We start from the raw sequence: 24,785 nt of genomic DNA on the forward strand, positions 1-24,785 counted from the left end.
CAGGAACGGAGCCTCTGAGGGTCAGCCTCGATCAGTAACATCAGGAGGAGATTTGATGCGCCGTCCGCTCGACATTGCCGTCTTCATCCTCATCGGCTCGGGTTTTGCGGTTCCGTTCGCGTCGGCAACAGGTCCGGATTTGATCCGACTCCGCGAGGATGTGTTTCGCCTGGCGTCACCCGAATTCGAAGGACGTCGGGGCGAAGGGGGCCGCGCCGCTGGCGACTTTTTGATCGAACAACTCCAGGAAATCGGACTTGAGCCGGCGTTCGGCGATCGCTTTGACCAGGAATTCGCGTCCGGGGGTTTGAACGGTCGCAACATTGCCGCTCGCCTCCCAGGAACCGATCCCGAGCAGGCCGATTCCTGGATCATTCTCTCGGCACACTATGACCACCTCGGAATCCGCGGAGGGCAGCTCTACCCCGGGGCCGACGACAACGCGACGGCCGTGGCCATGGTCCTCGAAGTTGCCCGATGCCTCATGGACGGTCCGAATCGTCCTTCCCGAGGTATCCTCTTTGTCTTCTTCGATCTGGAAGAAGAGGGCTTACTGGGATCTCAACATTTTGTCAGACAACCACCGGTCCCGCTGGAGCAAATCGGGTTGTTCCTGACCGCTGACATGCTCGGACGATCACTTGCGGGAATCTGCGAGAACATGCTCTTCGTGATGGGCACCGAACATAGTCCAGGTTTGCGCCCCTGGATTACCAACGCTTCCGCCGGGCTTCCGCTTGAAGTCGGGATCGTTGGCGCCGATTTACTCGTCATCGATCGTAGCGATTATGGGCCGTTTCGCTGGAACCAGATTCCGTTCTTGTTTTTCTCGACCGGGGAGAACCCCGTTTACCACTCACCCGACGATGTTCCCGAAACCATCGACTATGCCAAGCTCACGGCTGCAACCACGCTCATCGAACGCTTCGTTCGCCAGGCGAGTTCCGCGGATGCTCTGCCGAAGTGGGATACCGATCGCACACCGTGGATCGAAGAGGCGGAAGCGATCGGGATGGTTCTGGCTCAACTCCTCGAACACCAGGAACAGCTTCGCATCCCGGGCCCCCAACGCCTCATGATGCGGGGGATGGTGGGACGAATCGCCCTTTGGGTCGAAGAGGGCGCCATCACGACCTCGCAACGATCGAGCATGGTTCGAATCGCTCAGGTCGTCCTCTTTACGGTCCTCTAATCCTTCCTCGTTGGTGTCAAGGCCGAGGGGGAATCTCGATCAAGGAACGAGGTGCCCCCTCTGGAGTGACTGCGTTGTCGAAGGGAGAAGGAGCCGCCTGCGGAGGTTCTGCAGGCGTTTCCAGACGAGTTCCGGATCTCGGCTCGACCTGTTGTTCTGAGGCTTTCCAGAGTTCGTCAGGCCAGGAGACTCGATTGAGCACGCCTCGAGAAACGGTGTATCCCCCATTACCGTCTTCCTCAATCCGGGCGATCTCGTCGCGGTGCTGGTGCCGAATGAACTCAAGCATCTCTCGGGCCTCCTGATCCTTGCCTCGAGCCAGGCACAGCTGTGCCTGGAATCCGAGGAGTCTCAGGGCCTGATCCGCATTCATCGCCGTTCGCGTCAACTCGTGCAAGACTCGATCGACCCCGTCGTAATCCTGCTGGAGGTACGCATAGAACGCGATTGGTCTCACCCGCAGCGATCGACTCACCGGATTGGTTTCCAGGTCTCGGGTCAGTCGGGAACCTAGCTCCGCAAGTCGCTTGTACGATGCCTGAGACGGCCCAACCTCGCCAAGCTCGGCCGCGAGGGGCAATCGGGTCGGCCGCTCCCGAGGCGGAGTGCCTGGCTCCGCAGCCTCTGCGAGGGCGACGATCCAGGCTGCTCGAAGTTCGTCGTCGGGAAGCAACGGATGCAGTCGCTTGTCCTTCAGGGTGATCCTTGCCGGAAGCGATCCGCCCCCTGGTCCTCCGAATCGAAAGGCAAGCTGATCTCCCCGAGGAGACAGGCTTGGTGCTCCGATCATGCCCAGCCCCGAAAACGGATGAATCCGATCAATGGGATGGCTTCCCTGATGGTATGCGATCGCCGTGGACCGACCTGAGAACTGGACCACGAAGAACTGATCGAGCCCATCCGCACCAATGCTCAGGTAAGAACCGAGAATCTGCTCCCCGGGCAAGGCCGGGCTCTCAATCTCCTTGACCTCCCGAGGGACTCGCTCGCTCATCCGATAGCTAAATAACCGAACCTGTCGCCCCTCGGCCGAGGGATTTCCCGGTTTCAAGTAAAGCAGCGACTGCCCGTCCGAAGTCCATGAGGCTGGCTGACAGGGCTGGGCGACGAGATCAACGGGGCGATCCGACTCCGGCCCCAGGTCCAGGTCACTCTCGATCAGCTCCCACCGGTCTCCTCGGGACCGAAAAAAGGCCATTCGACTCCCGAGGGGTGAAAACGACAAGAACCGGGCGTCATCGAGTTGCCTGAGCGTTTCCCCGGTTTTGAGTTCGATCAACTCGACCGCCGCATGATCTGGATCGGGGACCGCCAACACCCCCCCTCTCGGCTCCCAGCCAACCGACTCCGCCATGAGGACCTCGCCCCGGTCCGGTCTTCGAAGCAGCGGCCGGCGACGGACCACCTCCCGGTCTTCGCCATAAGAAATTACAACCTCCCAGCTCAAGGAGTCGTCTCGGTCATCTTCCACGACCTGAACGAACGCCAGTCCTCGACCGTCCGGTCCCCACGCAGGGGAGGAGAGGGAGTAGGAACTCTCTGCCACCTTCAACGCCTGGCCATCCGTAACCCGAACGGCCCAGAGCCGATAGGTTCGTCCGGAGCCCAGAGGATCGGATCGGGTCGCGTTCGACTCGGCCCAATCATTCTCGGGCGGAAAGAAGGGGAATCGTGCCAGCGAATGCTCAACCGACGGTGTCGCGACTACAAACGCAACCCAATCACCCGATGGAGACCAGACCACGGGCGGATCCGAAACCTCACTCATCAAAACGCCAACCATCACCAGATTGGTCAACAAGGAAGCGATCATGGGCTGTGACACTCTCGTGGGATGAAGGAGGCAGAAACGCGCCCCATTATGCCGATTTTGCGGAATGGGAGATCTGGGCAACAATCAGAAGCCGAACCGCCTTGGTCTTTCATTTGACCGAATCGTCTTGGGGGTTAAACTCAAGCAGATTTCCAAGGTAACTTGCTGCCGTGCACGGGGATAGCCTTGTTGGTTCCGTCCGGTCTTGATTATAGTGTGCCGATGATTATCCGTCGGCCCTCCTGTACGTTCCCCGAGGCGCATTTCGAACCTCGAACTCCCGACCGGGCCACACCTTGAGTTGAGAAGCATCCATGAGATTCGTGCTCATCGATCGGATCCTCGACCTCGAGCCTGGAAGGCGTCTCGAGGCGGTCAAGAATCTCTCGCTCGGCGAAGAGTACTTGGCCGACCACTTCCCGGGCTTCCCCGTGATGCCTGGCGTGTTGATGCTCGAAGCCCTGGCGCAAGCGGGTGCCTGGCTGATTCGAGACATGGAAGACTTCTCTCATAGCGTGATCTTGCTCAAGCAGGCGCGGACGATCAAGTACGGCAGTTTTGTTGAACCAGGCCGTCGCCTCGTCCTGCAGGTCGATCTGATCAAGCACGGAGATCGGGAATCCGAATTCAAGGGAAAAGGGGTCATCGACGATCAGGTCATGGTCGGCGGTCGATTCACCCTCATGCGTTACAACCTTCGTGAACGCGACCCCGCGCTTCATCGAACCGACACTCAGATCGTCGAGCAGATGAGAGATCTCTACGCAACGCTCCGCAAGGGTTCGGTTGCCGCGAAGGCCATGAGTCGGAACGGTTCGGTTAGCGAACCTGCCGTGATGACTAGTTCGTCCCATTCGTCTTGATCGGACGCAGGATCGACTCAGGCTTGCGAACCCGAATCAGGCGATGGACTGCAGTCATCGTCCGTCCCGGCCGATGATGTTGCAAAGATTCGGGAAACCGGTCATGATGGCGTCCTCGCCCGAACCGCCCCGATTGACATCTTCGATTCGTCGAGGCCGAGGATGGCCCGTGCGACTCGGACCCTTCCCCCTTCCATACGTGGATCATTGGTTGCAGCCGGTCGGAGAACCCGGCTCCCTTGGTCCCGTTTAGACCTCTCTACACACCAGGCAGATCGAGGGAACCATGCCGACCCACGACGAAATCTACCAGAAGGTCCAGTCGACACTCGTCGATGCCCTCGGAGTTGACGAGGAGGACGTCACCAAAGACGCCACCCTCTTCGGCGACCTCGGTGCAGAATCCATCGATCTGCTGGATATTGTGTTCCGCCTCGAGCGGAATTTCAGTATCAAGATTCCTCGCGGTGAACTGTTCCCGGAGAATATCTCCGACCCGGAATTCACCGAGAACGGCAAACTCACCCCCAAGGGCCTGGAAGAGATCAAGCAGCGCATGCCGTTCGCGGATCTCACCGAGTTTGAAGCCGACCCGCAGGTCGACAAACTGATGAATCTCTACACGGTTGAGACGCTCGTTCAGTATGTCTCGAACAAACTCGACGGGACCAAGTCCTGAGGGTCATTGACCTCGTAACGACAGGCATCAGCGGGTCTCGAAGTTGGGGCCCGAGTCACGTTTGAGCCGTCTCCGCGACAGACCGTGTCCACCCCTTTCCGGAACGGTCTGTCGCTCTACCCCCCTGCGGTCCCGCCATGAGATGGATCTGGATCGACAAATTCCTTGAGTTCCGGAGTGGAGAGTTCGCCAAGGCGATCAAAAACCTCACTCTGGCCGAGGAACATCTGCACGACCACCTCCCCGGATATCCGGTCATGCCAGCCTCGCTGATCATCGAGGGCCTGGCCCAAACCGGAGGTATCCTGGTCGGTGAAGCCAAGGGCTTCGCCGAGAAAGTCGTCCTGGCCAAAATTCCCCGGGCCGAGTTTCACGGTGTTGCCTGCGCAGGTGATCAACTGATCTACGAGGTGACCCTCTCCGACCTGCGGAGCGAGGGAGCCGTCGTCGATGCCAAGGCATTTCTCGACGGCCAATTGCTCGCCGATGTCGAGATCGTTTTTGCTCATCTCGACCAGTCACGATCAAATCAGATCTTTGGCCCGAAGAATTTTGTCTTCACCCAGCAACTCCTGGGAGTGCTGGATCTGGCCAAGGCCCAGGACCGCGCTCGGCAACTTCCGCCTCCGGACGAACCCGCTGACGTTTCCGGGGACCAGCCCGACCTTCCCTCGTCAGAATCCAGTCAGAATCTCGCCGGACAGCGTGACTGACTGATGGTTTGCCTCGTGCTTCGTCTTTTTCCGGTTGATCGGGAAGCGCTCACTTGATGTTTCCCCAACGAGTACCCACGCCCCGTTTCAGGTCTTGCTCATGGTCGTCGTTCCAAAACGCCGCGTCGTGATCACCGGGTTGGGGCTGATCTCCCCACTCGGCATCGGCCTCGAGGCCAACTGGTCGGCGCTGCGCGAGGGACGCGGCGGTGTTGATCGGTTAAGTTCCTTCGAGATTGATGGCTTACCGTGCGCCGCCGCGGGTGAAGTGATCAACTTTCATCCGAAGGCACTGGCTATCGACAAACATCGCAAGGCACTTCAGAAAAACTTGAAATACATGGCCCGCGACATTCAACTCGCAGTGGCCGCCGCCGAACTTGCCGTGGTGGACGGCAAACTTATTGATGGCCAGATCGATCCCGATCGAATCGGCATTGATCTGGGTGCGGGGATGATCTCGACGGATCTCGACGAACTGGCACCCGCCATTAATCTCGCCACCCGGGAGGACGGATCGTTCGACTTTGAGGTGTACGGGCGCGATGGCATTCCTGAGATTGAACCGCTCTGGATGCTCAAGTACTTACCAAACATGCTTGCGTGCCACATCTCGATTTTGAACGACTGTCGAGGACCGAGCAACACGATCACGCAGGGTGAAGCCGCCTCCAATGCTGCCATCGGAGAGGCATTCCGCATCATTCAACGCGGCCAGGCCGATGTGATGATTACCGGTGGAGCTGACTCCAAAATTCACCCGCTCAGCTTCATCCGAATGAAGCTGAACAAGCTCAACTGCACCTGGGAAGGAGAACCTTCGGCTGCTTGCCGACCGTTCGATTCCCACCGGTGTGGGGTTGTGCCCGGAGAAGGGGCCGGCATCCTTGTCATTGAAGAACTGGAACACGCCCGGCGCCGCGGGGCCACCATCTACGGTGAGTTGCTCGGATTCTCCTCAGCCTGTGATGCCATCTCTTCGAACGGGGTCGATCACGAGGGTCGGGGAACCGAGTTGGCGGTTCGTGGCGTCCTTCGTGATTCCCAACTGACGCCCGATCAGGTTGGCCACGTGAATGCTCACGGTTGGGGAACCGTCGATTCCGATCTGGCAGAGGCTCGGGCTTACAATCGAGTTTTTGGTCGATCGGTGCCGGTGACCGGCTTGAAGGGTTACACCGGGAACACGGCGAGCGGTTGCGGTGCCATCGAACTCATCGCCAGTCTCCTTGGAACCCAGGCGGGTCTTATTCCGGCGACCTTGAATTGTGACGAGCCGGACCCGAAGTGCGAGATCGACGTCGTTCACGGTGATCCCCGTCCGACCGAGAATCCCGTCTTCGTCAATTTGAATCTGAACCGTTACGGGCAAGTTGCCGCCCTCGCTGTCCGGGTCGGCCCCGTAGAGTCGGTCTCCTCCTGAGCACTTCACCTGCAATCTGGGCGTCATCGGCCGCGTTGCCCGAGGATTCACTTATGCGACGTCGCGTCGTCGTTACCGGGATGGGAATGGTTACCCCTGTCGGGTCTGACCTGGAATCGACCTGGAAAGCCTTGCTGGCAGGTCGTAGCGGGGTCGATCGCATTACCCTCTTCGATGCCAAAACGTTTCCGACCCAGATCGCGGCGGAGGTCAAGGACTTCCGCCTGAACGCTTATCTTCCAGACTCGGATCGCTACAGCGAGTTTTCCCGGAACACTCAGTTCGCCCTTGCTGCCGCCAAGATGGCGTTTGACGACGCCGGGTATACTCAGGACTCGCGTCCCGACCCTGCGTCGTTCGGGGTTTATCTAGGGGCAGGGGAGGGGCAGCAAGATTTCCCTCGGTTCGTGGATCTCGTCCATCGGGCCAGCAAGGACACGAATCAGGTCAATACGGCCTCGTTTGTCCGGCAAGGTCTGGACCTGCTTCACCCGATTCACGAAGCTGAGCAAGATCCTGGGACCGCTTCGGCTCACCTTGCAAGTTATCTCGACGCCCGAGGCCCGAATGCCAGTTGCTTGACGGCCTGTGCCGCCAGTGCTCAGGCCATTGGTGAGGCCGTGGAATTGATCCGCTACGGAGATGCCGATGTCATGCTCTCCGGGGGCACTCATAGCATGATCCACCCGTTCGGCGTCACGGGATTCAATTTACTCACGGCCCTCTCCACGCGTAACGACGACCCCCAGCATGCAAGCCGTCCCTTCGATCGAGATCGAGATGGCTTCATCATCGGAGAGGGGGCCGGCATGCTCATGCTTGAGGAACTCGATCATGCCACCCGCCGCGGAGCCCGCATCTACGGGGAAGTCCTCGGATACGGCTCGACGGCCGATGCCTTCCGCCTCACCGATAGTCATGATGAGGGGCGAGGCGCCATTACGTGCATGAACGAAGCGATCCGAGATGCCGGTATCACCCCCGAGCAGATTGATTACATCAATGCTCATGGGACCAGTACCGAGGTCAACGACCGGATCGAAACGCTTGCTATCAAGCGATCGCTTGGAGACTGGGCGTACAAGGTTCCGATCTCCAGCACCAAGAGCATGATGGGCCACCTGATCGCGGCCACCGGAAGTGTCGAGGCGATCGCCTGCCTACTTGCCATTCGAGACGGTGTGGTCCCCCCAACGGCCAACCTTGAGCACCCCAGCCCCGATTGCGATCTCGACTACATTCCCGGCGAAGCCCGTTCCTTGAAGGTGGATCTCGCGCTTTCGAATAGCTTCGGTTTCGGTGGACAGAACATTGCCTTGATTCTCGGGCGTTATCGAGATTAATCCTCGTTCATTGATGTTTCGAAGGATCCCTGTCCGACGCTTGTTTCGTGTCGGCTCGGCTTGACGACGCTCGTCCGTTCGGAGTGATCACCACGTGTCCAGCACCCAGGTTGTTTTGCTCCTTTCCTCGCTGCCATTCATCGGGATGCTGACGTTCGTCGTCTACATCCTTGTTCGGTACACCCCCTATGTCAGCCGGATCTTCGAGGAACGCCCGGTCTTCTTCCCACTCCGCGTCGATCCGTTGCCCGAGGCGGAAGAAGTCACCTTCGCAACCAGTGACGGACTGGAACTTGTCGGGAGCTATTTCCGGGCCCGAACTCCCGAACGACTGGGCGTGGTCGTCTTCTGCCACGAGTTTCTCGGCAATCGCTGGAGTGCTCTGGCCTACGCCGATTACCTTCGAGACGAAGGCTTCGACCTGTTCACCTTCGACTTCCGGAATCATGGCAATAGCGACACCGAGGAAGGTTACGAACCCTTCCAGTGGGTCTGCGGGCGGGAGATCCGTGATCTTCAGGCGGCCCTGAACTACCTGCGATCTCGCCCCGACCACGATCCCGCCGGCTTCGCCCTGTTCGGTGTCAGCCGGGGTGGGGGATCCGCCCTGTGCGTTGCCGCCGATGCGCGTGATGTCTGGGCCGTCGCCACAGACGGCGCCTTCCCGACTCGGGGAACCATGCTGGCCTACATCCTTCGATGGGCAGAAATTTACGTCGGCCGCTGGTTCGTCTGGCGATACATGCCCATTTCAATGTTCGCCTTTGTGGGATGGGTGGGCCGCCTCCGCTCCCAGTGGCGCCTTCGACGTGTCTTCCCTGACATTGAGCGCGCCGCGGCTCGACTGTCCCCTCGCCCTCTGTTCATGATTCACGGTGAACGAGACGCCTACATCGGTCCCTCAATCGCGCAGGGCCTCTTTGATGCCGCCCGGGAACCGAAGCAACTCTGGCTGGTTCCCGGAGCCAAGCATAATCGCTGTCGGGAGATTGTTCCCGACGAGTACCGGTACCGGGTTTCCACCTTCTTTCGGAATTCAGCGCCGCGCGGCCCCTCGTCCCAGGTCGACATTTCTGGCCTTGATGGGCAGGCCATCAACCCGTTCCTGCTGGAAGTCTCGCTCTCCTCAGCCCATCGGTCCACCGTCTCGGGTTGACAGATGAGCGAACTCGTCGTCTCATGCTGACGCAGGGATGCCCGGACCGTCACACTTGCTCGATGGTCCGGCTTTGGATGACTTTCACCTCCTCGTCGAGCCAAAGACCCGATGTTCCATGTGATTCGCCGGTGGGCAGGCGCACCCATGGCCGAGCGGGCCCGGAGGCTCGCTCGCGATTTTCTTCAATCGACCGCCCAGGCCGATCAAATCCAACGTGATCGACTGCTGGCGATGTTGCAACGCCATGCCGAGAGCGATTTCGGTCGAGAGCATGGCTTTTCCTCGATCAAGACCCCCGAGGATTACCGTCGGCGGGTTCCCATTCGCGATTATGATCGGATGGAACCCTATCTGGCTCGGGTTCGAGAGGGGCACACCTCCGCGCTGTTCGGTCCCAATACCGAGGTCATGATGTTCGCCATGACCTCCGGGACCACTGCTCGCCCGAAGACGATTCCCGTTACTCGAGAATCGCTCAACGCCTACCGAGACGGGTGGAAGATCTGGGGAATTCTCGCCTTTGATGCTCACGAGGGGATGCTCCGCGACGGGATGCGTCCCATCCTCCAGCTAGCAAGTGATTGGCGAGAATCGTCCACCTCGGCGGGAATCCCGTGTGGAGCGATTACGGGCCTGACCGCCGCCATGCAGCATCCGCTCGTGCGCCTGAACTACTGCATGCCACCGTCGGCGTCGCGGATCAAGAATGTCGAAGCGAAATACTACGTTGCCCTGCGACTTTCGGTCGCTCGCAACCTCGGCGCGATCATCGCCGCCAACCCCAGCACCCTGCTTGGCATCGCTCGATTAGGGGATCGAGAGAAGGAAACCTTGATTCGCGATCTCCACGATGGACGGATCGATCCGAAGTGGGAGCTTCCGGACGACGTTCGCAAGAGCCTCCGCCTTCGAACCCGCTTCCGTCGCCCTCGGACGGCCCGCCGTCTGGAAGAAGTCGTCAACCGAACCGGTCGATTGCTCCCCAAGGACTACTGGACCGACCTGCAAATGGTCGCCAACTGGACTGGCGGCACAATGGGCGCCTACCTGAACCAATTCAGCGACGTTTTCGGCGAAGCCCCAATCCGAGACCCCGGTCTGATCGCTTCCGAAGGACGGATGACGATCCCGGTCGAAGACCATTCTCCGGCGGGAATCCTAGATTATCAGCACCACTATTTTGAGTTCATTCCCGAAGAAGCCGAGGACGACGATCAGCCCGAAGCCATCGGAGCGGCTGACCTTGTGGAAGGCCGTCGCTATTTCATCCTCCTGACCACCGCCGGCGGTCTTTACCGCTACCAGATTCGCGATCTGGTTCAGTGTGTCGGCTTCGAAGGACGAGCCCCCCTGTTAACTTTCCTGAACAAAGGGTCTCACATCTCCAGCATGACTGGAGAGAAACTGTCGGAATTTCAGGTCGTCAGCGCGTTGAAGACGGCGCAGAAGGATCTAGGGCTCACCCTCGGTTCCTTCATCGTCTTGCCGACTTGGGGTGATCCCCCGTTTTATTCCCTGCTGGTCGAATCGGACGATCTCTCCGGAGCCGTTGATCCGAAGTCGCTCGCCGAGCGTGTTGACCGGGAACTCTGTCGACACAACGTCGAGTATGAAAACAAGCGAGACACGCATCGCCTTGGTCCACTCCAGGTGCGTCGCGTCGTCCCTGGATCCTGGACCGACTTCCGATCGCGCCGATTGGCCTCGACCGGTGGGACCCTTGAGCAGTATAAACAACCTTGCTTGCTCTCGGATTTGAAGGTCATTTCGACCTTTACCTTTGCCGATGAGCCGAAGCAATCGGGAGCGGCCTGACCGCTTTCTCGAATCGGTGGAGTCGCACATCCCCGAACACCGTTGAGCCGATCTCGGCATCGGCAAGCGGACATGGATGTCACCAAGTCCCGGCTCGGAGGCCAAAGGGATGACATCGGGTCAGCACTGGAGTGAGATCCGTCGCCATGGCTCACCGCGTCGTGCCCTCACGGCGGTCGTGTTGATCATGGTTTCAGGGTGTGCTCCGTTCCAGAAAACCTGGGGCCCTCGGTTCGGCGAGCATCGGCTCGCGCCGGCTCACGAGCACGCTCCCCCGGTCGAGCACGGAACCGGACTCAGCGATTCTTACGCCTCTCGCCTGAACCGGACCCCTCCTCCAATCGTTCCCAACGGGATTCCAACGCCCGAACCGCTGTCACCTCCTGGTTCGGGATTCGTTCCCATCGCCACCCCGGTGCCTGCGCCGTCCCCTCCTGAGCTGGAGGATCACCTGACGGATCGATCCGATCCTCCGATCGATCCTAAGGGCGTCGAGCCTCACTCAACCCTTGTTTCTCGCCCCCCTGAGGACGAGGTCTCTGAGCCACCGGACGATCTCGACGCAATTGACCGCGTGATGGACCTGGGGATTGCTCGATTAACCAGCATCCAGAATTACCGGGTCACGCTGGATCGCCAGGAACGTGTCCGAGACTCGTTGCAGCCTGCCGAGCAAGTTGTCTTGAATGTTCGCACCGAACCCTTTGCTGTCCGTCTGGAATGGCCGGATGGGCCGAATCGTGGTCGAGAGGTGCTCTACTCTGAGACGGAATGCAACGGGATGATGCACATCAAGCTCGGGAAGACCCTGATCCCAGTCCCTCCCATGCAGCTTGAACCTTCGAGTCCGCTTGCCTTGAGCAACAGCCGCCATCCCATCACCGAAGCGGGGCTCTTACACATTCTCACACAGACCAAGGAACAAGTTGATCGAGTCCGATCGGGAGATCCCTCGCTGGGGAATTTCACGCTCGAGGGGCCTCACGTCCCCGACGATTTCGAGGTCACCTGCCTTGAAGTCCTGCGAAGAACTCCCGAGGGCGAATTCTGGAGGCTCGTGGTGGATCAGGCGAGCAGCCTTCCGTTACTCCTTGAGGCCACAGCTCCCGATGGGCAACTCCTGGAGCGCTACCATTTCCAGGACATCCAGACTGATCTGGAAGAGCTCGCTGCATCCGACGCCTTCGACCCCGCGGTTCGGTTCGGCCGGCCTATTGCACTGCCGATCGACCGCCTTGCAACGGGACAACCGGAGTAATCAGACGCCTCGATCTCAACGTTTACCCCTCTCCACGCCTGCCAAACTGGCACACTCAATCACCGTCCAGCTGACATAAGAGGGAAAAACGCCCAGAACCACTGACCACAAACCCATTTCTCTGAATGGGTTACGACGGAATCCCAGACAATTCTCGACTTGAATTCCGCTCCGGTCTACAATTTGCTGTCTCTTGAGAGTGACCTCACACCGATCTGACGCCTGCTGGGTGAGATACGTCCCGTGACTGGCGATTCTCCTTTCTCGATTCTGATCACGGACGACGACTCCGAGACCCGAGAGTCGCTCCGAGAGATCTTCGAGCCTGCCGGATACCGGACCCTCCTGGCGGAGACCGGCGAGCAGGCCGTTGATATTGCTCGTGACGAGGTTGTTCACCTCGCCTTAATGGACATGCACCTGCCTCGCCTCAGCGGCCTGGAAACGATGCAGTTGATTCGGCAGATCAAGGGGGTCTTGCCGATGATCCTCATCTCGGCCGATCAGGACGATAACCTCTTGCGGAAAGCCCTGTCCGCTCACGCGTTTTGTGTCCTGGCCAAGCCGGTGAGCCGGAATGTCGTCATCTATGTGGTTACCCGGGCGATGGAAAAGTTCTATCAGGCCGATCAACCCGGCGCCGCAGGCTAAGAGTCTGCGGCCTGAGGTCCGGCGGTCAGGCGGTGTGCTTTGCCTTGTCTTCCTGATCTTTGCTCCGCAACCCGCCAGGTCTCATGACATCCCCAACGAGCGGGTGGACCAATCCCTTCAGATCGTTCTCGAACCGCCCATGCTTCAGGTCGTCTACGAGGTCAGTCAGACCGAGTGGACCCTCTATCAAGATTTGAAGCGACTCGCGCCCGAACGGACGGGAGACGCTCGTCTCGACCGAATCGAGGGCTACGCTCGCATGATTGCCCCGCTCAATGCGCGAGGGCTGCTGGCAACCCTCGACGAGACCGAACTTTCCTGGATCGTCGACGACGTGGTCGTGGAGTACGAGGAGCATCTTCTGCTCCGATTTGTCTTTCGTGCCTCGATCCCTGAACGGGGGAGGCTTCATCTCCTCGACTCGAACTATGCCTCGTCGTACGGGGTCAGTCGTCTCGCCTTGCGCAACGATCCAACGACCCGGATCTCCGGATACGACGGGCCGACAAACCTGGAGGAGGTCGAGGAGATTCCGCTCTTTCTCATGTCCGACGAGGAGGAACGGGAGACCCGAGAAGTCACGATCGACTACGCACCTCTGGACGATCCTGAACCTGTCCTCGCCGTTCAACCCGCCGGAAGGTCTGACGATCAGGCCGCAAACCGGCAACTTGCAGCCGGTTCGGGTGAGGGTCGAGTCGAACCGCGACGGCTCACCCGCCTCTTCTGGGAGTCCTCGGACACTTCGCGACCATTCCTGCTCCTGGCAGCACTCCTGCTCGGAGCGGCCCATACCCTGCAACCGGGCCACGGCAAGTCGGTGGTGGTGGGAGCCTCGATCCAGGGCGACCACCCGATCCGTCAGGGACTGCTCCTTGCAAGTTCCGCCGCGGGAGCCCACTTGCTCCTTGCGGTGATCCTGGCCGTGGTCGCGGTCCTGATCTTGCCGCCAGAGCTGGGCCGGATCGATGGTCCGATGACCCGAGCAGTGGGTCTCATCCTTGCCATTCTGGGCCTTTGGCGAATTGGGGCGATGCTCAATGGCCTGTCCTCGAACATCGAGGGTCCCAGAACTTCGATTCTCTCCGCTCGGGAGGCAATGCTCACGGGCCTTGCCGTTGGTGCCATTCCGTGCTGGGACGCCGTGTTACTGCTTGCAATGGCCTGGGTTGCCGGAAAGCCGGTGCTGGGTGTCTCTCTGCTGGTCGCGTTCAGTCTAGGAGCCTCCGGAACCTTACTCGGCGTGGCCCTCTCCGCCGGATGGTTCCGTCGTCTGACCCATCGCTTTCGCGGTTCGTCTGTTCCTGAGCGATTGCTGGGCGCGGCGGGGGGCCTCCTTCTTGCAGGCGTCGGTATTTCCATGTTCTTTTTCTGAACACTCGCCGCGACTGCACGATCCCTCGCACCCAACTTCTCAGACAAAACACGCGGTGCGGCTCCAGGGTCGAATCATCTCGTCAATTTCCCCTGCGGCACACTCCATTCAGATTCTCAGGGTAGACTTGAAAACGATCATCATGCGACACGCGACCGGGAGACGTCGATGGGCTTGGTTAGCATCGAGGGGATTCATGTTGCCCTGCCGTTGAAGAAGTCGATCAAGCATGCTTCGCATCAGCGAACCGTCAGCGACAGTCTGATCGTTCGGGTTACACTCGATGACGGAACGATCGGATACGGCGAGGGAGTGCCCCGATCGTATGTCACGGGTGAGACCATCGAAACCGCCCTCGATGCCCTTGAAACGGCCGAGATCGCCCGTCAGTTGGAGTCTCCGTCCGACTTCGAAACGGCAGTCAATCGGATCGCCGCAATTCGTCTACCCAGCATCCAGAACGACCCCCGCGGCATGTTCGGGAATGCTGCGCGATGTGCGGTCGAGATCGCCTTGCTCGATGCCTACGGGCGTCGTTTCAACCGATCGATGTCCGACGCGGTTCGTCAGCTTCTCTCGGGACAATCCTACCTCCGCGCTCGCCCAGGACCAGTCCGCTACAGTGGTGCCATCACTGCGGAAGGAGCCCGCAAGGAACGGATCTCCGCATGGAAGATGCGAATTTACGGATTTCAACACGTGAAAGTCAAAGTCGGTGTGACAGGCCAGGATGATCCTTCACGCCTTCGACGCTTTCGGAAAATTCTGGGGTCCTCCATGGATCTCCGCCTCGATGCCAACGAGGCCTGGGCGGCCGACGAGTTGCTCGAACGGATCGCTCCTCTCCGCGAATCGAATCCGTCTGCGCTTGAGCAACCCGTCCCGCATCGTGACGTGGAGCGACTGGCCGAACTCCGCCCCCAACTCGGGATTCCCGTCATGCTCGACGAATCCCTCTGCGGAGAGCCCGACGCCCTCCGGGCCATCGATGCCGGGCTGGCCGACCTGTTCAACGTTCGCCTCTCGAAGTGTGGCGGAATCGCTCCAACACTCCGCCTGATCGACCTGGCTGTTCAAAACGGCCTGGGGGTGCAACTCGGCTGTCATCCCGGAGAATCAGGCATCCTCTCGGCAGCTGGTCGCCACCTGGCCTCGAACCTTGTCGGACTTCGTTACGTGGAGGGGTCTTACGACCGCCACGTCCTGGCCGAAAACCTGACGGCTCCAGACATCACCTTCCGCTACGGAGGACGGGCACTCCCCCTCTCCGGCCCTGGCCTGGGCGTGGCCGTCCAAAGCGCCCCCCTCGAACAGATGACAGTTGCTCGACGAGAACTCGCACCATGATTGCGCCGACAACGCGACGGATTCACACCTCGGACGGTTATCCGCTTCATGTCTCAAGCTGGAATCCGGAGGGCTCACCTCAGGCGATCTGCGTCATCCTTCATGGGGTCCAGAGCCATGCCGGTTGGTATCATCGCCTCGGGAGAACACTGGCCGAGTCAGGAATCGAAGCTCACTTTCCGGATCGCCGCGGCTCAGGATCGAATCATCAGGATCGGGGCCACTGTCCATCGTCCGGACGACTGATTCAGGATGTCATTGAAGTTTGCCGAGAGGTCCGGCAGGATCGGCAATCGCTCCCGGTCATCCTTGGCGGCATCAGTTGGGGAGGCAAGCTGGTCGTGACCTCAGCGGCCCGCCAGCCGGAGTTGATCCACGGGATCGCTTTGATCTGCCCGGGACTCGAACCTCGGGTTGGGGTCTCCACCGCCGAGCGCCTCCGCATTGCTGCGGCCTTTTTCGTGAGAAGAAAAGCTCATTTCCCCATACCTTTGGCGGATCCCGCCCTGTTCACGGCCAATCCCGAGGCCCAGGACTTCATCGCCAAAGATCCTCTGAGTCTCCGGACTGCGACCGCGGCCCTTCTTGCAGCCAGTACGTTCCTCGATCGGAAGGCCCGACGAGCCCCCTCCAGCGTCAAACAACCCTGCCTCCTCATGCTCGCCGAACACGACCGAATCGTCGACAACACGCGCACAAGGGCCTACGTTCAACGGCTCAAAAGCCCGGACAAGACGATCATCGAATATCCCAACGCCCATCACACGCTCGAATTCGAGCCCGATCCCAGCCGATACGCATACGATTTTATCGACTGGATCAAGACGCGTTGGATGCCGCAGCATCAGGCCGATCAGGTCGGCTCTCCCTGAACTCGGCCAGTCGAGGCCCCTCAACGGGAGTCGTTCCTTGCCTCACCCCCCGATCGAAGGACGTGAAGCCGCCTGCTGCTGCAAGCCGTCGGGAAGGGGGATCGTCAGCAGTTTACGAGCCGCAAAAACTCGAGCTTCCATCGCGTTCCGGGGACCGTGCCGGGCGCCGATGGTTCGGCTCATCTGTTCGCTCAACTGTTCGAGCAGATAGCTCTCCGGAGCCCCCAGATGTCTCAGAGTGGTGATCGTTTGTTCGAGATCACCACCTGAAAGAAACACATTCGACCCGTAACGTTGCTCCAGTTGAACAACCTCGAATGGTAACGGGATGCGGTAATCCCGGCAAAGCCCGTCAATGTGCGGACCAGCCTGTCGACCATACTGGCGAATTGCCAGGGCAAGGCACTGCAGAAAATGGCGACGCTGCGCAAGGGTTTGAATCGCCACCTTCCGTTCCGGCGGCACGTCTTTCGATTGCGGAGGGTCGAGCCGATCATCGAGCAATCGGTCGCCGGGGCCATCCGTCTCATTGGGCCGATCGCGTCGCGGTGGATCAAGGCGATCCTGATCCCAGACGATGACCGCACTGGCTCTCCGCGGTGCCTCCGCATCCTCTGGCTTCGAAACAGCTTCCTGAGCCGCTGGGTCCCGATCAGCAAGAGGCTCGGGAAATCCAAAGGGATCGACGACCGAATCCCCACGAGCTTCGAGTGCGATCCCTTCCCGCGGGGCGGCCTCGTCGCCCGGTTCGTCGGACTCTCCCTCATCTTCTCTTGCAACCGCGAAGGCGCCGGAATTCTCGCTCTTACTGGACTTCTGGGCAGAGCCGGCCTCAACACCATCGTCCCCCGAGCTCGTCACGCGATCGTCAGTCTGCGAACTGGGCTTCCGTGCGTCTCCATCTGAGCCTCGAATTACGACGTCACCGGGGGAAAGTGCCGTGACGGAAACCGAATCCACCACGCGCGGGTCTTGCCTCGGCGAGTTCCTGACGATGATCGATGGGCCTCGATACTCTTCATAGACGATGTAGGAAGCCGTTGCCAGCAGGAGAAGTAACAATAACAGTTCCCGTCCCCAGGTCGCTCGCCCCCGTTGCACAATGATGATCGGCGCGGGATCGGCCGACCGGTCTTCGAGATCGTCATTCACGCGATCGAGTCGGTCGGCCTTGTCCATCATGAGTCTCCCGCGCCTCTCGGTGGCCAGAAGGATCGAACGGGGTTCCCGGCACCTGGGCCGGTCAGCCACCCGTTCCTCGGTGTGTCTGCCGCATCGGATCGAGCAGTTGATCGACCTCATCCTGACGGAGAGGCCCCATCGATTGAGCCGCCGGAGATGCGGCCACTCCCAAAATCGCTTCGTAATCCGAGGCAGGTTTCCCGACAAGATCGTTGACCACGTCCCGCACATTCCGACCGGTTTTCGACGCCACCTTGGCGACCGCCGCCGCCGCGTCGTAGCCGATTCGAGGAGCAAGGGCGGTGCACATGGCCAGGCTTTGTTCGATCAGGGCGTTGCAACGCTCCACGTTCGCTTCCAGCCCTCGGACCTCTCCAAAGACGACCACCTCCGCATCGACCTGAACACAACGGCTTGCCAGCACCTGAGCCGCGCTCGTGAGCAAGGAGATGGACTGCAGCAAGTTGTAGGCCAGGACTGGCATCATCACGTTGAGTTCAAAATTCGAGCCCAGCGCATTGGCCCATCCGATGGTCGCGTCGTTGCCGACCACCTGGGCCGACACCATCATCACGGCCTCTGGAATCACCGGGTTCACTTTCCCCGGCATGATCGAACTGCCCGGCTGAAGCTCGGGAATCCTCAGCTCGCCAATCCCGCAACGAGGTCCCGAGGCGAGCCATCGGATCTGATTCGCCATGTTCGACAGGCTGATGGCAACCGTCTTGCACGCCGCCGACGCCTCGACGGCTGCGTCCTTGTTCGTCATCGCCTCGAAGTGGTTCGCCGCCGGGCGGAAGGACAGGCCGAGTTCCTCGGACAGCTTCGCGGCCATTCGCTCCGGGAATTCCTCATGCGTATTCAGACCGGTCCCAACGGCGGTTCCACCAATCGCTAGTTCGCCGAGTGCGTCCCGAACGGCCGAGAGTCGGCGGATTGAGTGGTCCACCTGGGCGGCGAATCCCGAGATTTCCTGTCCAAGCCGGATCGGCACCGCGTCTTGCAGGTGAGTCCGGCCGATCTTCACGACTCCGTCCAGTTCCTCGGCTTTCTGCTTCAACCGAAGGCCCAGTTCGCCCATCGCCGGAATCAACTGACGCTCGATTCCCTCCAGCGCCGCCAGGTGGATCGCCGTCGGAAAGACGTCATTTGACGACTGACCATAGTTGACGTGGTCGTTGGGATGGACCGGACTCTTTCCACCGCGTTGCCCGGTCAGAGCCTCATTGGCAACCCCCGCGATGACCTCGTTGGTATTCATGTTCGACGAGGTGCCGCTGCCGGTCTGGAACACATCGACGACAAACTGGTCATCGTGCCTGCCGGCGGCCACCGCATCAGCAGCCGAGACGATCGCCTCGGCCAGCTTCGGGTCGAGCAACCCGAGATCCCGATTCACCTGGGCGGCGGCCTTCTTGATGAGCCCGAGCGATCGAATCATCGCGCGAGGCATTCGGAGGCCGCTGATTGGAAAATTCAACTCGGCCCGACGGGTCTGAGCCCCGTAATAGGCGTCGCTGGGAACCTCCATGCTCCCCATCGAATCCTTTTCCACCCGGGTCTGATCGCTCGACACGCTGTCCTCCGCCTCCTGACGGAGGCTCCCATTTCAACAAAAGGAGGGCGAGCCGCAAAAGCCAATCGCCCTGCCAGTCCAACGATGCTTTGATTGTATCGTAGAATGGGCGATCAGGCCGACGCAATCCCGGATTCCAACCCGATGTCGGCCGAATACCTCAATTTAACGATCACTTGCCCCCGACGCCGTCGCGCGCTTTGTTTGGTCCGACTCGGTCGAAGCGGATTGAAGATCAGTGAGGGGCCATTGCTCCAACCACATCCGATTCCCCTTGACTGCGACAAACGGGCAGGGGGGATGCTCGGTCCAGGTTCCGCTGTTCACATACTGAATCCCATGAATCACGCTCTCAAGCGGGGCGTGGGTGTGTCCACAGGTCACGTGATCACAGGACTTCGAACGGGCATACTCCACGGCTCCATCACGCACCACCTCGCTATTGCGCTGAAACCGCTTCGAAATGCGCCGGATCCACCGAGCAGCTCGGTGTGGAACCCACTTCTGGATCACGTAGAAAAGACCGCACGCAATGGACGTCATCCATTTATACTTCGTGATAAAATGATCAAACTGATCTCCATGAAGGATGAGCAACCGAATTTCCCCATTGTCGAACACATATTCGTCGAGAAAATCCACTCCAACCAGATGACTGATCACGTCCGCCGCACCATCGTGGTTACCCCGAATCCAGGTGAGTCGCAGATCGTCCCGATCCGAGTGCCTGCGAATGCTCCTCAGGCACGCAAAATGGCGTTTGCTGAGCCGCTTGAAATTCAGGTCATCAAAGATGTCGCCGTTAATGACAAGCTCACGCGTTTGTTCCGCGGCCCATTCGAGAAATTCTTCGAGCAATCGGGCCTGGCACACATCACTCCCGAGATGCAGATCACTAATGACCAGACAGTCAAAAGGTCGTTGATGATCACCCGTCGGTTCAACGTGAAGATCGGTCATCACCCTGCCTCGTCAATACACGACGGAGGTGCCCGGACTGCCCTTGTACTTCAAGAAGATTATCATGCGGACGGGCTGTGTGACCACCCCGCATAATAGGCCATGCCAGGCGGATTCCGCACGAAACCGGCCCGAAGTAAAGGCTCCGCATAACGACTTTCCAGAGCAGGCTGCCCGTTGATCTCCTGAACCTTGAGCACGCACCTTCCAGGACCGGCCAAATCCCTGAACATGCTTAATGCCTTCTCGATTGCTTCATCATTCGCCCACGGAAGCACCGTAAGTCTTCGCGCATAATTCTCCGACAGAATTAACGGACGCCCATTGAGCAGCACGAGATGGTTCGAGGTTGACCGAGTGAATCGAATCCCCGATCCCTCCTGAGCCGGCAACGAAAAGGGCGCGCCGACCCCATAGAGATTCGCGGGATCGATGGCAGAGATCAGCAGAGGAGAGGCAGTCTGATCCTCCTTCCGAGGCGTTCGAAGCGCCTCGATGAAGGACTCTGTTGCGAACTGCACCCCCGAGAGTCCTGACACAAAATAGCCCCTCCGAACCTCGCCGCGCAATTCAGCCAGATCCAGCGCCTCTCTGAGCGATGACCAGGAAGGAGCCCAGCGATCAAGTTTCGCTGTCTCTTTGCACAGAACCCCGTAACGATCCAGAAGCACTCGGACCCAATCCTCAAGCGACGCACCTTCCGAGAAACCCAAGGCATCCGAACGTGCGAATGCTACCCACTTGACGCCGAGACATCCCCAACCCCCTGATCGGACTCCCCCGCGACGAGGTCGCGAGCCCCCCGCAGACCAAGTTCCCCGGGACTTCGGTGTCGGGGAACGCCGGACACGATCCGCCCCTCGAATTGGATCAAGACGATCGCCTCCGACAAACCCTCGTGTCCACAATTCCTCAAGTGAACTTTTCACAACCCTCGGATCGATTTTACTGATTGCAACAAGCTCATCGGTGTCAAGGTTTCCTCGCGAGTGCAGCAACGACAACAAAATCTCTGCATCCGAAGACAATGGTTCTGAATCCACTACCGTCCAGGGCCCCGGAAAATCAGGTGGCACAAGCGTGAGAAAGCGTTCATTTCCAGATTCCAAGACACAACGCCAGTGCCATTGCTCGGTTCTCAAGAACTGATCGAGGACGCTCGGATTCGAAACATTCATTCTCCTCAACAGTACGTCGGTCTCCCAGAACGCGATTGGCGCCGGGAATCCCGCCAGCCGTCGAAGCAATGGTTCCTGAACCTCGGGACCTGGAACTTGGGATGCTTGATCGAGACAATGATGACGGAGAAGCACCTCTGCAAAAGTTTCCGGATCGACGGAGATCGATTCCTTTCGTCGCAATGCCATCGTGAAGCGCTGAAGATCGTCCAGGTTCCGTCGCTCGACCCAGCGTTCAGGCTCCGTTTCACTCGAACGGCCCAGGGAGATCACCTCACCCGATCGTGCAAGCCTGTTGAGAATCCGTTGAGTTCGCGAAACCGGGATCCCATATCGAGCCACAATCTGATCGAGGGTGACCACTGCGTGTGATCGAACGTAGGACTGAACGATCCTGACCCCAGCCTGATCTTTTGAGAACCGCTCCAGATTTTCACCCTTCGAGCGGATGGCATGACTGTCGAGACACTCCACGTCAAACGCCGTCTCATAAAGTAGGAGCGCCTCGGACGTGATCCATCGCAGAGGATCTGTCGCCCCATCGATCTCGATTCGGAGCGCCAGTCCTCGATTACGTAATTCCTTAAGAAACATGATCAAAGACTGGTTAATCTCATTTTCATCGAAATCTCCACAAAACCGGAGCAACTCCGCCATCTCCTCTGCGGTTCGAGGAGGATAGGTCCGACCCCGCAGCCGGGAATTTACACGATCAACCGCACTAGGTTCGATCGATCCGATCACCAACTCGGGGATCGATGGTTCTAGGACGTCTGCTTTCCGGAACGATTCGGCCCGGAAACGCCCCCGACGCCTCGACGGCCGCCTGGTCTGTGTTCGCAATCTCCCGGAGATCTGATGGAACAGTTCCGAGGCAAAAGGAGAAAGGGGCATCCCAAGGGGCACGGTTTCAACCGAGATGTGGCCTTTTCCGAGCTTCTGGAGAAAGGTCTGAAGCCCTGCGAGATCGAGATCCTCCGAAAGGCATTCGCGAATCGTTTCACGAATCAAGGGATGGTCAGGGTCCTCGAGAATCGCCTCGAACAACCGTTCTGCGCGGTGACGTTGGAACCAGAGGGGCGCCCGAGCCATTAAACCGACCCCCACCATCGGTAAGGCTCGGTTCGTCACCTGGCGAAACCGCAGCTGGAACAGGGGACTCTCCCAGAGTTCTCGAATGAGCGTGCTCTCACAACTTGCCGAACAAAGGTCGTTGAAAAGGGTTTCATTCAGCGATGTCATGCCTGGAAGCTGAATGAGAAGCCCATCATCGGCGTGATAACACACGGGGACAAACCCGAGCCGATCGCGATGCCACCCTTGAATTAAAAACTTCAGGGCCAGATGGAAGCGGCTTCCCAACGGCGTCTGAATCAGCACATTCAGGAGACTCGACTCGTCATGAAAGGACTCGACAAGGACTTGCTCATCCGTCGGAACACATCCAACCGATTCAATCTGTCGCCTGATGATCGCAACCAACTGCCGAGATAGCTCGTTGCTGAGCTCGAATCGCTCCGCCACCCAATCACCACACGCGTCATCCTTCACACAGGATTCAATCGATCTCCGAAGCGCTCCGAGCCGAGATCCCAGCAGACCTGACCGCCCCAACCCCTCCCCTCTCCAGAAGGGAACGATCGCCGATCGTCCCTCCGCCGGACCGACCAGAACACGTTTCGAGTCGATCGATCGAATGACCCACGTCGATGTTCCTAACTGAATCACATCCCCCACGCGTCGCTCGATGACGAAGTCTTCGTCCAACTCCCCAAGCCGGGTCCCTCCGTCAAGCACAACGGGAAGCTGTCCGGTGTCTGGAATCGTGTTTCCCCCCTGAACAGCGAGCCGTTGTGTTGCCGGCAAGGGCTCAAGACGTTGGGAAACGCGATCCCAGTGAATCCTGGCACGGAGGTCGCGCACGTCGGTGGCACTCGATCGCCCGGAAAGCATTGTCAGGACCGCTTCGAACTCCTCCCAGGAGAGGTTTCGATAAGGATGTGCCTGCTTGATGAATTCAAAAAGAGCGTGAACCTCCCAGGATTCGATCGCAACGCATGCCAGGATCTGTTGAGCAAGCACATCGAGACATCGCTCAGGGAGTCTCAGAGGTTCAACGACTCCCTCGCGCATCGCATCAGCAAGCGCAACCAATTCGAGTCGCTCGGAATCCGTCCTTGCAAAGAGGCAGGCCCGAGTCACTTCGGTGACCGAGTGACCCGCTCTCCCCACACGTTGAAGTCCTCTCGCAACGCTACCAGGAGAGCCGACCTGACACACCTGATCGATCGAGCCAATATCAATACCCAACTCCAGAGAAGCCGTGGCCACAACTGCTGCGAGTGAGCCTTCTTTCAGGAACGCTTCCGTCTCTCGACGCTGCTCCAGACTCAAACTCCCGTGATGCGACCGAATCTCCGTTCGAGCGGCCTGCGCGTCCTGAGAGGGTTTTTTCTGCGACAGAAGGGCGTTCAGTCGGGTCGTCAGGCGTTCCACCTCCGCTCGGTGATTGACGAAAATCAGTGTCGATCGATGAGCGCGAATCTGATCAAGCAACTGATGGTCCAGGTCATGGCCCTCGGCGGTCGAGGCCGAGCGGTTGATGGATCGCACCGTGAGATCGACCGATTGGGAACTCCCCGCATCGATAATCGAGACCGGCCGAGAAACGTTTCGTCGTCGACCCGAAGCCGATTCAATCGTGTTCCATCCTCCGAGAAACGCCCCCACCTCCTCGACCGGGTTGAGCGTTGCCGACAACCCAATTCGAACACAGTCACGAGTCGTCAGACGTGAGAGTCGTTCCAGCAAAATCGCCAGACTCACGCCTCGCTTTCTGGAACAAAGCTCGTGAATCTCATCCACGATTACGTGGGAGACCGTCCCAAGGGTCTCTCGCTGTCGGCTCGTAAGAATCAGGTGAAGCGATTCCGGAGTCGTGATCAGAATGTCGGGTGGGCGTTTCAGTTGAAGCCGTCGTTCCGAGGGTGACGTATCACCCGTTCGAACCCCCACGCTCAAGGGCCGGAGCGGTGTTCGCATCCGCTCAGCCATCTTGACAATCCCCGAAAGCGGCACTTCCAGGTTCACTGCCACATCGGAATTCAACGCCTTCAACGGTGAAACATAAAGAATTTTGACTCCTTCACACGGCGAAGCCTTCCAGATCAGATTCAGCCCCGCGAGAAATGCCGCCAGTGTCTTGCCTGTTCCGGTCGGCGCACAGATCAATGTGTGCCGACCGGATGCAATCGCAGGCCACCCCTCGCGTTGTGCCCTCGTCGGTGTTTCGAAGGTTTCCAGAAACCAGTCGCGGACCGGTGGCAACGCCCACATCAATCCGCTCGATTCATCCAGTTTGGAACGACGACTCGGCAACGGAATCG

Annotated in this window: 18 protein-coding genes; 13 read left to right on the forward strand and 5 right to left on the reverse strand. The window is 59.3% G+C overall.

Annotated features, from left to right (window positions below; translation table 11 throughout):
* Positions 1-55: 55 nt before the first annotated feature.
* Positions 56-1,192 (forward strand): M28 family peptidase, encoded by a 1,137-nt coding sequence (locus tag GA615_RS05125; RefSeq protein WP_152050198.1) that lies wholly within the window; start codon positions 56-58, stop codon positions 1,190-1,192.
* A gap of 16 nt (positions 1,193-1,208) precedes the next feature.
* Here the strand turns inward: GA615_RS05125 and GA615_RS05130 are convergent, their stop codons facing one another.
* Positions 1,209-3,005 (reverse strand): TolB family protein, encoded by a 1,797-nt coding sequence (locus GA615_RS05130; RefSeq protein WP_152050199.1) that lies wholly within the window; start codon positions 3,003-3,005, stop codon positions 1,209-1,211.
* A gap of 314 nt (positions 3,006-3,319) precedes the next feature.
* Here GA615_RS05130 and GA615_RS05135 point away from each other — a divergent pair, with 314 nt between their 5' ends.
* The 12 genes from GA615_RS05135 (at position 3,320) to GA615_RS05190 (ending at position 16,503) form a co-directional block, all read left to right on the forward strand.
* Positions 3,320-3,868 (forward strand): 3-hydroxyacyl-ACP dehydratase FabZ family protein, encoded by a 549-nt coding sequence (locus GA615_RS05135; RefSeq protein ID WP_152050200.1) that lies wholly within the window; start codon positions 3,320-3,322, stop codon positions 3,866-3,868.
* A gap of 286 nt (positions 3,869-4,154) precedes the next feature.
* Positions 4,155-4,547 carry an acyl carrier protein gene (locus GA615_RS05140; protein WP_152050201.1) on the forward strand — a complete coding sequence of 131 codons (393 nt, stop codon included), beginning with the start codon at positions 4,155-4,157 and terminating at the stop codon, positions 4,545-4,547.
* 137 nt (positions 4,548-4,684) lie between these two features.
* Positions 4,685-5,260 (forward strand): 3-hydroxyacyl-ACP dehydratase FabZ family protein, encoded by a 576-nt coding sequence (locus GA615_RS05145; protein ID WP_235905098.1) that lies wholly within the window; start codon positions 4,685-4,687, stop codon positions 5,258-5,260.
* 100 nt (positions 5,261-5,360) lie between these two features.
* Positions 5,361-6,683, forward strand: a complete 1,323-nt coding sequence (locus tag GA615_RS05150) for a beta-ketoacyl-[acyl-carrier-protein] synthase family protein (RefSeq protein WP_152050202.1) — start codon at positions 5,361-5,363, stop codon at positions 6,681-6,683.
* A 53-nt stretch (positions 6,684-6,736) separates the two neighbouring features.
* Entirely contained in the window at positions 6,737-8,026 is a 1,290-nt protein-coding gene (gene fabF, locus GA615_RS05155; RefSeq protein ID WP_152050203.1) for a beta-ketoacyl-ACP synthase II, read from the forward strand.
* A 94-nt stretch (positions 8,027-8,120) separates the two neighbouring features.
* On the forward strand, positions 8,121-9,182 hold the full coding sequence (locus tag GA615_RS05160; protein ID WP_235905100.1) for an alpha/beta hydrolase: 1,062 nt from the start codon (positions 8,121-8,123) through the stop codon (positions 9,180-9,182).
* A 111-nt stretch (positions 9,183-9,293) separates the two neighbouring features.
* On the forward strand, positions 9,294-11,000 hold the full coding sequence (locus GA615_RS05165; protein ID WP_152050204.1) for a GH3 auxin-responsive promoter family protein: 1,707 nt from the start codon (positions 9,294-9,296) through the stop codon (positions 10,998-11,000).
* 109 nt (positions 11,001-11,109) lie between these two features.
* Entirely contained in the window at positions 11,110-12,258 is a 1,149-nt protein-coding gene (locus GA615_RS05170) for a DUF1571 domain-containing protein (RefSeq protein ID WP_161602183.1), read from the forward strand.
* Between the two features lie 243 nt (positions 12,259-12,501).
* Positions 12,502-12,909, forward strand: a complete 408-nt coding sequence (locus GA615_RS05175; protein WP_152050206.1) for a response regulator — start codon at positions 12,502-12,504, stop codon at positions 12,907-12,909.
* A gap of 103 nt (positions 12,910-13,012) precedes the next feature.
* Positions 13,013-14,284 carry a HoxN/HupN/NixA family nickel/cobalt transporter gene (locus tag GA615_RS05180; RefSeq protein ID WP_161602184.1) on the forward strand — a complete coding sequence of 424 codons (1,272 nt, stop codon included), beginning with the start codon at positions 13,013-13,015 and terminating at the stop codon, positions 14,282-14,284.
* Positions 14,285-14,452: 168 nt separating this feature from the next.
* Positions 14,453-15,631 (forward strand): dipeptide epimerase, encoded by a 1,179-nt coding sequence (locus GA615_RS05185; protein ID WP_152050208.1) that lies wholly within the window; start codon positions 14,453-14,455, stop codon positions 15,629-15,631.
* Positions 15,628-16,503, forward strand: coding sequence for an alpha/beta fold hydrolase (locus tag GA615_RS05190; protein ID WP_152050209.1), 876 nt, complete (start codon positions 15,628-15,630; stop codon positions 16,501-16,503). Before GA615_RS05185 ends, GA615_RS05190 begins: the two co-directional genes overlap by 4 nt.
* A 42-nt stretch (positions 16,504-16,545) precedes the next feature.
* Here GA615_RS05190 and GA615_RS05195 read toward each other — a convergent pair whose 3' ends face one another.
* The 4 genes from GA615_RS05195 to GA615_RS28025 form a co-directional block, all read right to left on the reverse strand.
* Positions 16,546-17,682, reverse strand: coding sequence for a hypothetical protein (locus GA615_RS05195; protein ID WP_161602185.1), 1,137 nt, complete (start codon positions 17,680-17,682; stop codon positions 16,546-16,548).
* Positions 17,683-17,746: 64 nt separating this feature from the next.
* A complete protein-coding gene (locus GA615_RS05200; RefSeq protein ID WP_152050211.1) occupies positions 17,747-19,261 on the reverse strand; it encodes a class II fumarate hydratase in 1,515 nt (504 codons plus the stop codon).
* Between the two features lie 165 nt (positions 19,262-19,426).
* The gene (locus GA615_RS05205; RefSeq protein WP_152050212.1) at positions 19,427-20,221 is read right to left on the reverse strand and encodes a UDP-2,3-diacylglucosamine diphosphatase; all 795 of its coding nucleotides are present in this window, start codon (positions 20,219-20,221) and stop codon (positions 19,427-19,429) included.
* Positions 20,222-20,283: 62 nt separating this feature from the next.
* The gene (locus GA615_RS28025; RefSeq protein WP_152050213.1) at positions 20,284-24,735 is read right to left on the reverse strand and encodes a DEAD/DEAH box helicase; all 4,452 of its coding nucleotides are present in this window, start codon (positions 24,733-24,735) and stop codon (positions 20,284-20,286) included.
* Positions 24,736-24,785: the final 50 nt, after the last annotated feature.

This window comes from Tautonia marina, assembly GCF_009177065.1.
Lineage (GTDB): Bacteria > Planctomycetota > Planctomycetia > Isosphaerales > Isosphaeraceae > Tautonia > Tautonia marina.